The sequence below is a fragment of the Streptomyces sp. adm13(2018) genome, from assembly GCF_008042145.1.
Lineage (GTDB): Bacteria > Actinomycetota > Actinomycetes > Streptomycetales > Streptomycetaceae > Streptomyces.
In genome coordinates this window covers 838154-850384 of record NZ_RDBH01000141.1, presented here as the reverse complement: position 1 = coordinate 850384, position 12231 = coordinate 838154, and the positions used below count along the sequence as shown (strand labels likewise).

Annotated in this window: 10 protein-coding genes and 1 pseudogene; 2 read left to right on the top strand and 9 right to left on the bottom strand. The window is 71.7% G+C overall.

The annotated features are described in order from the left end of the window. Positions 1–500 (top strand): annotated as a pseudogene (locus EAO70_RS32000) (alpha/beta hydrolase); the annotation flags it as partial. A gap of 60 nt (positions 501–560) precedes the next feature. On the opposite strand, the gene mnmA reads toward EAO70_RS32000, so the two are convergent. Next, entirely contained in the window at positions 561–1724 is a 1164-nt protein-coding gene (mnmA, locus tag EAO70_RS31995; RefSeq protein ID WP_148006283.1) for a tRNA 2-thiouridine(34) synthase MnmA, read from the bottom strand. Between the two features lie 61 nt (positions 1725–1785). Here mnmA and EAO70_RS31990 point away from each other — a divergent pair, with 61 nt between their 5' ends. Next, positions 1786–2481, top strand: coding sequence for an N-acetylmuramoyl-L-alanine amidase (locus EAO70_RS31990; protein WP_148006282.1), 696 nt, complete (start codon positions 1786–1788; stop codon positions 2479–2481). Between the two features lie 57 nt (positions 2482–2538). Here EAO70_RS31990 and EAO70_RS31985 read toward each other — a convergent pair whose 3' ends face one another. The 8 genes from EAO70_RS31985 to EAO70_RS31950 all read right to left on the bottom strand — a co-directional run bounded on the left by EAO70_RS31985 (position 2539) and on the right by EAO70_RS31950 (position 12095). After that, positions 2539–3702 (bottom strand): cysteine desulfurase family protein, encoded by a 1164-nt coding sequence (locus EAO70_RS31985; protein WP_148006281.1) that lies wholly within the window; start codon positions 3700–3702, stop codon positions 2539–2541. Between the two features lie 278 nt (positions 3703–3980). Beyond that, positions 3981–4871 carry a thioesterase family protein gene (locus tag EAO70_RS31980; protein ID WP_261993141.1) on the bottom strand — a complete coding sequence of 297 codons (891 nt, stop codon included), beginning with the start codon at positions 4869–4871 and terminating at the stop codon, positions 3981–3983. Between the two features lie 23 nt (positions 4872–4894). Further along, positions 4895–5572, bottom strand: coding sequence for a trimeric intracellular cation channel family protein (locus EAO70_RS31975; RefSeq protein ID WP_148006280.1), 678 nt, complete (start codon positions 5570–5572; stop codon positions 4895–4897). Positions 5573–5719: 147 nt separating this feature from the next. Beyond that, entirely contained in the window at positions 5720–6973 is a 1254-nt protein-coding gene (locus EAO70_RS31970) for an ABC transporter ATP-binding protein (protein ID WP_148006632.1), read from the bottom strand. Positions 6974–6981: 8 nt separating this feature from the next. After that, entirely contained in the window at positions 6982–8085 is a 1104-nt protein-coding gene (locus EAO70_RS31965; RefSeq protein WP_148006279.1) for an ABC transporter ATP-binding protein, read from the bottom strand. Next, a complete protein-coding gene (locus EAO70_RS31960) occupies positions 8082–9080 on the bottom strand; it encodes an ABC transporter permease (RefSeq protein ID WP_148006278.1) in 999 nt (332 codons plus the stop codon). Before EAO70_RS31960 ends, EAO70_RS31965 begins: the two co-directional genes overlap by 4 nt. Before the next feature lie 114 nt (positions 9081–9194). Then, positions 9195–10961: an ABC transporter substrate-binding protein gene (locus EAO70_RS31955; RefSeq protein ID WP_148006277.1), complete on the bottom strand. Its 1767-nt coding sequence runs from the start codon at positions 10959–10961 to the stop codon at positions 9195–9197. A 108-nt stretch (positions 10962–11069) separates the two neighbouring features. Further along, positions 11070–12095, bottom strand: a complete 1026-nt coding sequence (locus tag EAO70_RS31950) for an ABC transporter permease (RefSeq protein ID WP_148006276.1) — start codon at positions 12093–12095, stop codon at positions 11070–11072. Positions 12096–12231 lie beyond the last annotated feature (136 nt).

Below are 12231 nucleotides of genomic sequence, written 5' to 3'. Positions count from 1 at the left end.
GGACGGGCACCGGGGGTGCGCTGGTCCTCGCCGCGGTGGCCGCCGGTCTGCCGGCCGGGGCGGTGTCGGTGTTCGAGCCGCCGTACTCGACGGCGGCGGCCGAGCTGCGGCGGCGGGTGACGGAGCTGCTCGACGGGGGCCGGCCGGCCGAGGCGCTCGCCGTGTTCCTGGCGGAGTCGACGGTGCCCGCGCGGCTGCGGCCCGGGGCGGCGGAGCTGGCGCACACCCTCGCGTACGACATGGCGGTCCTCGGCGAGGGAACGGCCGACGGGGCGCTCCCGGAGGGGCTCCTCTCCCGGGTCCACGCGCGCGTGCTGGTGGTCGACGGGGGCGTGAGCCCGGCGGGCACCCGGCAGGCGGCCCGCGCGGTGACGGGAGCCCTTCCCCGGGCCCGCCACCGCACCCTGACGGGCCAGACGCACGACGTGGCCCCGCACGTACTGGCCCCGGTCCTGGAGGAGTTCCTCGGGGAGCGCCGGGAACCGGCGGAGGCGGCTTAGGCCTTCGCCGGGGCGGCGGCGGGCTCCGTCGGCTGCGGGCTTCGTCGGGGTGGAGGCGGCTCAGGCCTTCGCCGTCGCCGGGGCCGTCGGTGCTTCCGTCGGGCGGCGGGTCGTCGTCGCGATCGTGGCCGAGCCGACCACGCGCGTGCCGTCGTACAGGACGATCGCCTGTCCCGGGGCCACCCCGCGGACCGGCTCGTCGAAGGCGACCGTCAGTTCGCCGTCCGTCAGGGAGGCCGTCACCGCCGTCTCGCCGCCGTGGGCGCGGAGCTGGGCCGTGTAGCGGCCCTCGCCCTCCGGCGCGGTGCCGCACCAGCGGGGCTTGATCGCCGTCAGGGCCGTGACGTCCAGGGCCTCGACCGGGCCCACCGTGACCGTGTTGTTCACCGGCGAGATGTCCAGGACGTAGCGCGGCTTGCCGTCCGCCGCCGGGTGGCCGATCCGCAGGCCCTTGCGCTGGCCGATGGTGAAGCCGTACGCGCCCTCGTGGCTGCCGACCCTCGTGCCGGACTCGTCGACGATGTCGCCCTCCGCCTTCCCCAGACGGGAGGCGAGGAAGCCCTGGGTGTCGCCGTCGGCGATGAAGCAGATGTCGTGGCTGTCGGGCTTCTTCGCCACGGCCAGCCCGCGCCGCTCCGCCTCCGCCCGGATCTCGTCCTTGGTGGTGAGGGTGTCGCCCAGCGGGAACATCGCGTGCGCCAGCTGCTTCTCGTCGAGCACGCCGAGCACGTACGACTGGTCCTTCGCCATGTCCGAGGCGCGGTGCAGCTCGCGGGTGCCGTCCTCGTTGAGGACGACCGTCGCGTAGTGACCGGTGCAGACGGCGTCGAAGCCGAGGGCGAGCGCCTTGTCGAGCAGCGCGGCGAACTTGATCTTCTCGTTGCAGCGCAGGCACGGGTTGGGGGTGCGGCCGGCCTGGTACTCCGCGACGAAGTCGTCCACGACGTCCTCGCGGAAGCGTTCGGCGAGATCCCACACGTAGAACGGGATTCCGATGACGTCGGCCGCCCTGCGTGCGTCGCGGGAGTCCTCGATCGTGCAGCAGCCGCGGGCTCCCGTACGGAAGGACTGCGGGTTCGCGGAGAGGGCGAGGTGCACGCCGGTGACGTCGTGGCCGGCCTCGGCGGCGCGGGCCGCGGCGACGGCGGAGTCSACTCCGCCGGACATGGCGGCGAGGACCCGGAGCGGGCGGGTGCGGGGGTGCGGGGGCGGAGTCTCAGTCATAGCCCTACCAGGGTACGGGGCACCGGGAACCACGGTCGCGGTAGTAAGCGTTCTCGGGGACATGGGGAGCAAGGCGAGTGATGCGGGCGGGTCCGGCGGTACGGGCAGGGACTCCGGTCCCGGCAGACGGGTGGGGCGGCGCGCGGTGCTGCTGGGCGGCGGGGCCGCCGTCCTCGGGACGGCGGTGCTGGCGCGGGACGAGCTGGCGCGCGCCTGGTGGCGGCTGCCGGGGATGGAGCGGAAGCGGGTCGAGGGCGAGCTCGACCACCGGGCGGCCGAGTGGACCTCGGCGTCGCGGGCGAACTGGCGGCGGGCCGACCGACCCGACGACTACCGGATCGACCGGATCGTGATCCATGTCGTCCAGGGCAGCTACGCGACCGCCCTGAAGGTCTTCAAGGACCCCGGGCACGGGGCCGCCGCGCACTACGTGGTCCGCAAGGACGGGCACGTGGCGCAGATGATCAGGGAGCTGGACGTCGCGTTCCACGCCGGGAACCGGGACATGAACGAGCGCAGCATCGGCATCGAGCACGAGGGCTTCGTCGACCGCCCGCAGGACTTCACTGCGTCGATGTACGCGGGGTCGGCGCGGCTGACGGCGGACATATGCGCCCGGCACGGCATCCCGGTGGACCGGGAGCACATCATCGGGCACGTCGAGGTCGAGGGCACCGACCACACCGACCCCGGCCCGCACTGGGACTGGGACCGGTATCTGAGGCTGGTGCGGGAGGCGTCCAAGGCGCGCGTCTGAGAGGGGCGCTTCCGGGCTGCGCGGCCCGGGTCCGCGGGCCTCGGGGCCCGTCCCCCGTCAGCTCAGGCCCGCCGACCTCGCGCGTTCCACCGCCGGGGCGATCGCGTCCGCCACCGCCGCCACGTCCTCCTTCGTGGACGTGTGGCCGAAGGAGAAGCGCAGGGTGCCGCGGGCCAGGTCCGGGTCGGTGCCGGTGGCGAGGAGGACGTGGCTCGGCTGGGCGATGCCCGCGGTGCAGGCGGAGCCGGTGGAGCAGGCGATCCCGGCCGCGTCGAGCAGCAGGAGCAGCGAGTCGCCCTCGCAGCCGGGGAAGGTGAAGTGCGCGTTGGCGGGAAGCCGCTCGACGGGGTCGCCGCCGAGGATCACCTCGGGGACTCGCGCCCTGACCTCGGCGACCAGTTCGTCGCGGAGCGCGCCGATCTCCCGGGCGAACTCCTCGCGCCGCTGGGTGGCGAGCCGGGCGGCGACCGCGAAGGCGGCGACGGCCGGCACGTCGAGGGTGCCGGAGCGGACGTGCCGCTCCTGGCCGCCGCCGTGCAGCACGGGTACGGGGGTGTGCTCGCGCCCCAGGAGCAGGGCGCCGATGCCGTACGGCCCGCCGATCTTGTGGCCGGAGACGGTCATGGCGGCGAGTCCGGACGCGGCGAAGTCGACCTCGGTCTGGCCGACGGCCTGGACGGCGTCGGCGTGCAGCGGGACGCCGAACTCGGCCGCGACGTCGGCCAGTTCGCGGACCGGCATGACGGTGCCGATCTCGTTGTTGGCCCACATGACGGTGGCGAGCGCCACCGAGTCGGGATCGCGGGCGATCGCCTCGCGCAGGGCCTCCGGGTGCACCCGGCCGTACCGGTCGACCGGCAGGTACTCGACGTCGGCGCCCTCGTGGGCGGCGAGCCAGTCGACGGCGTCGAGCACGGCGTGGTGCTCGACCGGGCTGGCCAGGACGCGGGTCCGGCGGGGGTCGGCATCGCGGCGGGACCAGTAGAGGCCCTTCACGGCGAGGTTGTCGGCCTCGGTGCCGCCGGAGGTGAAGACGACCTCGCTCGGCCGCGCGCCGAGCGCGGCGGCGAGGGTCTCGCGCCCCTCCTCGACGGTCCGCCGGGCCCGCCGTCCGGCGGCGTGCAGGGAGGAGGCGTTGCCCGTGACGGCGAGCTGGGCGGTCATCGCCTCGATCGCCTCGGGCAGCATGGGCGTGGTCGCGGCGTGGTCGAGGTAAGCCATGGTGGGTCGATTCTACGAGCCCGTGCCCGCTGCCCTGGCGGGTGGCCGGTTTACGCCGCCGGGCGCGGTTCCCGGCGGGGCCTCGACCGGCCGGGGCGGCTGCCGTGTCGGGGGCGGACGTAGCCGGGGCGGCCGCCGTGCCGGGGGCCCGGACGCGGCCGGTCGGTCGCGTCCGGGACCGGCTTCGCCGGCTCCGGGCCGTACGCGCTCCGGGGTGTGCGGGCCCCGGGCGTACGGCCCCTGTCGTGCTCCGGCCCGGGGTCGGGGCCGGAACCGGGTCAGGCGCGCGGGGCGCGGGCCAGCTGACGGGACTGCGCGACCAGGCGGTCGGCGCTGTCCCAGACCTCCGCGTCCTCCTCCAGGAATCCTCCGGCGAGGTTGCGGGTGGTGATGGAGACCCGCAGCGGGCCCGGGGCGGGGCGGGAGCGGATGTGGGTGGTGAGCTCGACGGTCGGGGTCCAGCCCTTCAGCCCCAGCTCGAAGGAGGTCGGCGGCAGCGCGTCGACCGTGAGGAGCAGCGACAGGGCGTCGGGCTCGCGGCCGTCCGCGAGGCCGAACCAGGCCCGCATCTCGCCCTTCCCGGAGGGCGCGCCGATCGCCCAGCCGACGCAGGCGGGGTCGAGGCGCAGGTCGAGCCGGTCGGCGATCGCCGAGGAGCCGGGGATGGCCGGGGTCGGTCCGTCGGCGGCGCCGAAGCAGTTCTCGATGGCCGCCATCGCGGGCGGTTCCGCGGAGGTGCGGACCTCGTCGGAGAGGGTGTCCAGGTCGCCGTAGGAGGCGAGGACGCGGATGCGCTCGACCTCGGTGCCGTCCTCGGCGTACTGGAAGAGGGAGGCCTGGCCGGTGGAGAGCGTACGGCCGGTGCGGACGGTCTCCGTCCTGATCACCGCGGGCCCCGGCACGGACGGCGTGAGGTAGTGCGCCGAGATCGTGAACGGGTCGGGGTGCGGCAGGTGGTCGCCGAGGGCGCGGCCGAGCAGAGCGAGGAGGTAGCCGCCGTTGACCGCGTGGATGATGGTCCAGCCCGCGGACAGGTCGGCGTCGTAGACGCCGGGCTCCCGGAGGACGACGGCGGTGTCCCGGTCGAACTCGTACGTGCGCTCGTCCGCGCGCCCGTGCCCGCCGTCGCGCCCGCTCGCCGTGGCGGGGGTCTCGATGCTCGTGCTCATGCTTCCGACCGTACCCCAGGTAGCTACTGAGCGGTAGCTTTTTCCAGTTCCTCCCGTGTGGAGGAGCGGCGGTTCCAGGCCCGGGGCGCGCGCCAGTGGTAGCGCAGCGCGAGCAGGCGGAGCAGGAAGGCGGTCAGCACGGCGGCGCCGCTGGTCCAGGCGTTGAGCAGGTCGAAGCGGATGCAGAGCGCGACCATGGCGGCGCCGACGATCGCGGGGACGGCGTACAGGTCCCGGTCCCAGCGCAGCAGCGACGGCACCTCGTTGGCGAGCACGTCGCGCAGCACACCGCCGCCGACGGCCGTCGCGAGGCCGAGCGCCGCGGAGGAGGTGAGGCCCAGGCCGTAGTCGTACGCCTTCGTCGTACCGGTCACGCAGAACAGGCCGAGGCCGGCGGCGTCGAAGACGTTCACGGCGTTCTGGGTGCGCTCGACCTCGGGGTGGAGGAAGAAGACGAGGACCGCGGCGATCAGGGGCATGAGGAAGTAGCCGAGATCGGTGAACGCGGCGGGCGGTACGGCGCCGATGATCAGGTCGCGGAAGAGGCCGCCGCCGAGGGCGGTGACCTCGGCGAGGACGGCGATGCCGAAGACGTCGAAGTTCTTGCGGACGGCGAGGAGGGCGCCGGAGATGGCGAACACGAAGATGCCGACGAGGTCGAGGGCGTGTTGGACGGAGGGGGTGAACAGGTCGTGGAGCACCGGGCCATTGTCCCGGTAGTCCCGGGGGCCTTGTCCTCACCGCGCGGGGGCCCTGCGGGCGGGTCCGGGCTCGTGACGGGCCCCCGCGCGGTGAGGACCACCTGCGGAGGCCCCCGGTGCCCTTCGGCACCGGGGGCCTCCCCCGCGTCACGCCTTCGGCGCGTCGCCCTCGGTCGCGGGCTCCGGCGTCTCGGCCGGAGCCGCCGCCTTCGCCTCGYCCGCGTCGGCGGACAGCGCCGGCTTCTCCGACCCAGCCGACTCGGCCGACCCCGTCGGCTTCTCCGGCCCCGCCGCCTCGGCCGACCCGGCCGACCCGGCCGGCTTCTCCGGCCCCGCCGCCTCGGGGAACCCCGCCGACTCCTCCCGAGGCTTCGGCTTCGTGATCTCCACCGACTCCCTCGCCCCCGGGATCGTCAGTGCCTCCGTGTTCTCCGGGTGGTGGCAGGCCACCCGTTGGCCCGGGCGGAGTTCGACCAGCGGCGGTTCCTGCGTGCGGCAGACGTCCGTCGCCTTCCAGCAGCGGGTGTTGAAGCGGCAGCCCGGCGGCGGGGCGATCGGGGACGGGACGTCGCCGGTCAGGAGGATGCGGTCGCTCTTCGCGCCCCGGCGGCGGGGGTCCGGGATCGGGACCGCCGACATGAGGGCGCGGGTGTACGGGTGCATCGGGTTCTCGTAGAGGGACTTGCGGTCCGCGAGTTCCACGATCTTGCCGAGGTACATCACCGCGATGCGGTCCGACACGTGCCGGATGACCGACAGGTCGTGCGCGATGATCACGTACGTGAGGCCGAGTTCCTTCTGGAGGTCGTCCAGGAGGTTGACCACCTGCGCCTGGATGGAGACGTCCAGGGCCGAGACCGGCTCGTCCGCCACCACGAGCTTCGGCTTCAGGGCCAGCGCGCGGGCGATGCCGATGCGCTGGCGCTGGCCGCCGGAGAACTCGTGCGGGTAGCGGTTGTAGTGCTCCGGGTTGAGGCCGACCAGCCCGAGCAGCCGCTGGACCTCCTTCTTCACGCCGCCCTCGGGCTCGACGCCCTGGAGCTTGAAGGGGGCCGAGACGATCGTGCCGACCGTGTGGCGCGGGTTCAGCGAGCCGTACGGATCCTGGAAGATCATCTGGATGTCCCGGCGGAACGGGCGCATGCCCGAGACGCCGAGGTGCGAGATGTCCTTGCCCTGGAACTCGACCGTGCCGCCGGTCGGTTCGAGCAGCCGGGTGATCAGACGGCCCATCGTGGACTTGCCGCAGCCGGACTCGCCGACGACGCCGAGCGTCTCACCGGGCAGGACCTCGAAGTCGATCCCGTCGACCGCCTTGACCGCGCCGGTCTGCCGCTGGAGAAGCCCCTTCTTGATGGGGAAGTGCTTCTTCAGGCCGGTGACCTTGAGGAGGGGTTCCATGGTCTCGCTCACAGTTTCGGCGCAATCTCTTCGGTCCAGATACGGGTCCGCTCCTCCTGCGGCATGTGGCAGGCCGAGAAGTGGCGGTCCCCGGCCGGCGCCAGCTCCGGTCGCAGGGTGCGCGTGATGCCGCCCTTGGGGACGTCCGCGTACGGGCAGCGGGGGTTGAAGGCGCAGCCGTCCGGGATGTTGATGAGGCTGGGCGGGTTGCCCTTCACCGGGATGAGCCGGTCGGTCTGGTCGCGGTCGATCCTCGGCATCGAGCCGAGCAGGCCCCAGGTGTAGGGGTGCTGCGGCTCGTAGAAGACGGACTCGGCCGGTCCGCGCTCGACGCAGCGCCCGCCGTACATCACGAGGATGTCGTCGGCGAGTTCGGCGACGACGCCGAGGTCGTGGGTGATGATGACGACCGCGGAGCCGAACTCCTTCTGGAGGTCCCGCATCAGGTCCAGGATCTGGGCCTGCACGGTCACGTCGAGCGCGGTGGTCGGCTCGTCGGCGATGAGCAGGGCCGGGTTGTTGACGAGCGCCATGGCGATCATCGCGCGCTGGCGCATGCCGCCGGAGAACTCGTGCGGGTAGTTGTCGAACCGCTTGGCGGGCTCGGGGATGCCGACCCGGTCGAGGAGTTCGACGGCCCGCCTGCGCGCCGTCTTCTTGTCGACGTCGTGGTGGACGCGGTACGCCTCCACGATCTGGTTGCCGACGGTGTAGTACGGGTGCATCGCGGACAGCGGGTCCTGGAAGATCATCGCCATGTCGCGGCCGCGCATCCTGCGGACCTCGTCCGGGTCGGCCGAGAGCAGCTCGCGTCCGTCGAGCCAGATCTCGCCGGAGATGCGGGCCTTCTGCCGGCCGTACTGGCCGACGGTGTGGAGGCCCATGATGCCGAGCGAGGTGACCGACTTGCCGGAGCCGGACTCGCCCACGATGCCGAGGGTCTTGCCCTTCTCCAGCTGGAAGCTGAGACCGTCGACCGACTTGACCAGACCGTCGTCGGTCGGGAAGTGGATCTTCAGGTCGCGGACGTCGAGGAAGGCGTCGGAGGGTGCGGACCCGGTGGCGACGGGTTCTCCCACCGCCGCGCCGGTCTTCGTCAGCTTGTCCGTCATGCGAGCCTCACTCGGGGGTCGATCACCGCGTACAGCAGGTCCACGACGAGGTTGGCGAGGACGACGCAGGCCGCGGTGATCAGCGTGACGGCCAGGATCAGCGGCAGGTCGCGCTCGCTGACGCCCTTGATGGCGAGTCCGCCGAGGCCGTGGAGGCTGAACGCGGTCTCGGTCAGGATCGCGCCGCCGACGAGGGCGCCGAGGTCCATGCCGAAGATGGTCAGGATGGGGGTCATGGTGGAGCGCATGGCGTGCTTGCCGAGCACGACGGACTCCGGGAGGCCCTTGGCCCGCGCGGTGCGGATGTAGTCCTCGCCGAGGACCTCCAGCATGGTGGCGCGGGTGAGCCGCGCGTACATCGCCGCGTACAGGAAGGCGAGGGTCACCCAGGGCAGCAGCAGGCCGCCGAACCAGCCGCCGAAGGACTCGGTGATCGGCGTGTACGAGGCGTTGAGCCAGCCCAGTTGGGTACGGAAGATCAGCATCGCCAGCATGGCGGTGAAGAAGATGGGGAGCGAGACGCCGGCCAGCGCGGTGATCATGGCGGCGCGGTCGATGATCGTGCCCCGCTTGAGCGCGGAGACGACGCCGGTGGAGACACCCAGGATCAACCACAGCACGGCGGCGCCGATGACCATGGAGAGGGTGACGGGGAAGGCGTCGACCAGCATCGACGACACGTCCTGCTCGGTGCGGAACGAGTAGCCGAAGCAGGGCGCCGCGCAGTGGATGGTGTCGCCACCACCGGTGTAGTCGCGGCCGACGAAGATGCCGGAGACGAAGTGCCAGAACTGCACCAGGATCGGCTCGTCCAGGCCCAGCTTCTGCCGGACGGCCTCGATGGATGCCGGATCCGCCTGCTTGCCGACGAACATCGCGGCAGGGTCGCTGCCGGTCAGCTTGGGTATGAGGAAGAAGATGCTGAGCGTCACGAGTGTGACGACGAGCAGCATCACGACGACCGCGAAGAGTCGCCGGACTATGTATGCAAGCATGCGGTCGGCCGGTCGGCGGCCGGGGGACCCGATCGGGTCCCCCGGCCGCCGCCCTCGGCCATCACCTGCCCTTCGGACCTGGCGGCGGGTGGTGCGCCGGTGGAACGGGTCGGATTACTTGACGACGCCGAGCGACGCGTAGTCGTAGCGGCCGTTGTAGGCGTCCGCCGTGTAGACGTTGGTCAGCCGGGAGCTGCGCCAGATGATGTTCTTCTCGTGGGTGAAGGGCAGGTAGACCGCGGCCTCCGACACCTTCGTGTTGATCTGCTTGTAGAGCTCGCCGGCCTTGACCGGGTCGGTCTCCTTCAGCGCCTGGTCGAAGAGGCCGTTGACGGCCTTGTCGTTCAGCTCCGAGAAGTTGTTGTTACCGCTCTGGAGGATGAACCGGCCGTCGACCAGCGGCTGGAGGAAGCCCTGGCCGGACGGGAAGTCGGCGCCCCAGCCCATGATGATGATGCCGTAGCCCTTGTCCTTGACGACCTTCGGCGAACCGATGATGCCGGACGTCTGGGCGCCGTCGAACTGGTCGATCTCCGCCTCGATGCCGACGGCCTTCAGCGACTGCTGGAGGGACTCGGCGGTCGCGATCTCGATCTTCTTGTTGTTGCGGACCGCGATCGTGGTCTTGAAGCCGTTCGGCTTGCCGCACTTCTTGAGCGCGTCCTTGGCCTTGGCCACGTCCGGGGCGCCGCCGAGCTTGCCGTACGGGTCGGCCTTCGGGTCGGCACCCTTGATCGCCGGCGGAAGCATGTTGGTGGCGATGTCGCCACCGGCCTGCGGGCCGCCGCGGGCGGTCTGGAGGGACTTGGAGTCGGCCGCGTAGATGATGGCCTTGCGGCACTCGATGTTGGGGATCACCGTCTGCGGGAAGACCGCGTAGCGGATGAAGCCCGTCTGCGGGTTGTCGACGTTGCCCTTGTGCTGCTGGAGCACCTTCTGGCGGGCGGAGGCGCCGACGCCCGTGGCGTTGATGTCGAGGTCGTACTCGCCCTCGACGAGGCGGTTGTCCATGTCGTCGGCGTTCGTGGTGAACGTGACGCTGACCTTGTCCGGCAGGGCCTTGCGGACGGTGTCCGTCTTGGCGTCCCACTTGTCGTTGCGGACGAGCTTGATGGACTTGTTCGGGGTGTACGAGTCCCACTTGTACGGGCCGGAGGAGAAGGGCTTCAGGCCGTACTTGGCCTTGGTGTCCTTGTCCTGGCGGACCGGGGAGGCGGCCGGCATGGCCAGCATCTGCAGGAAGTCGCCGTTGGCGACCGGCAGCTTGAAGACGATGGTCTTGTCGTCCGGGGTCTCGATGGCCTTCAGGCCGAGCTTGTCCGCGGAGGTGTCCTTGTAGGGACCCTTGTACTCGCCCTTGGGGTCGAGGACCTGCTGGAGGTAGATCGGGCCGCCGGAGATGACGTCCTGGGCCCAGATGCGCTCGATGCCGTACTTGATGTCCTTGGAGGTGATCGGCTTGCCGTCCTCCCAGGTCACCCCGTCCTTCAGCGTGAAGGTGTAGGTGAGGCCGTCGGCCGAGACCTTGCCGGCGTCGGTGGCGAGGTCCGGGACGAGCTCGGTGGAGGCGGCGCCCGGCTCGGCCTTGAAGGTGACCAGCTGGCGGGTGTAGTAGCGCGCGAAGTCCCACACGAAGCCGTAGTAGCCGCGCTGCGGGTCCCACGAGTCGGCCTCCTGCGAGCCGATGAACTTCAGCTCGCCGCCCTTCTTGTCGGAGGCGTTGGCGACCTTGTTCACACCGGCGTCGAAGCCGGGCGCACCGCCCTTGCCCTTGTCGCCGCTGTCGCCGCCGTTACCGCCACCGCACGCGGTGGTGACGACCATGGTGGCCGCCGCGAGCAGCGCGCCCGCGGCGATTCTGCGCTGAGAACTCTTCAGCATGGGTCCAGCAACCTCCGGGATAGTGGCGGCCGTACGGCGGTCCGCCGATGGGGGATGGGCCTCCTGTCGCCAGCGGCAGGGGCGGTCGTGCGGGTCGTCGGCGAACGGTCAGCGGGAGCCCTTCGGGTCGAGCGCGTCACGCACGCCGTCGCCGAAGAGGTTGAACGCCAGGACGGTGATGAAGATCGCGAAGCCGGGGATCACCATGAACAGCGGGTCCGACTCGTAGGTGGTGATGGCCGTCGACAGCATCTGTCCCCAGGAGGCCGTGGGCGGCTTGACACCCGCGCCGAGGAAGCTGAGCGCCGCCTCGGTCAGGATGTTGGTGGGGATCATGAGGGTCGCGTAGACCGTGATCGGGGCGATCAGGTTCGGCAGCAGCTCGCGGCGGAGGATGTAGAGGCGGCCGGCGCCGAGGCTCTGGGCGGCCTCGACGTACTCGCGGTTGCGCAGCGAGAGGGTCTGGCCGCGGACGATGCGGCCGACGTACGGCCAGCCGAAGAAGCCGATGACGAGCACGAGGGCGGCGATGCGGACGCCGGAGCCGTCGAGGCCGAGGAGCTGGTTCGGCAGGACGGAGACGAGGGCGATCGTGAAGAGCAGCTGCGGGAAGGCGAGCATCACGTCCATGACCCGGCTGAGGGCCGCGTCGACCCAGCCGCCGAAGTAGCCGGCGATGATGCCGAGGACCGTGCCGAGGACGACGGCGAAGACCGCCGCGAGGAAGGCGACGAGCAGCGAGATCCGGGCGCCGTAGACGATGCGGCTGAAGACGTCGCGGCCGTTGACGGGCTCGACTCCGAAGAGGAAGTCGGAGCTGACGCCGCCCCAGGAGCCGATCGGGGTGCCGAACAGGGGGTCGATCTGGTCCTCGTGGAACTCGTCGGGCGGGTGGCCCAGGAGGCCGACGATGACCGGTGCGAAGAGCGCGACGAGGATGAGGAAGATGACGACGAAGGCGCCCGCGAGGGCCAGTTTGTCGCGCTTGAGCCGGGTCCAGGCGATCTGCCAGGGCGAGCGGCCCTCGATCGTCTTGCCGGGGGCGGCGGCCTCGGGGGCGCCGGGGGCGTCGGGCGCGCCATCGACGGTGGCGGTCGCCCCGCCCGCACTCTTCTCGTGCAGTGGTGCCGTCATCGTGGTGAGGACCCCTCTCGGCCGCCGGTAGCCGGCCCTTGCCCGCCGCGGGTGGCGGCTCGGTGGAACAACCTGCCGGGCGACCTGCTCGAAAGGAGCTGAACGCCCGGTGTTCCGGGGAGTCTTCAATGGCCTT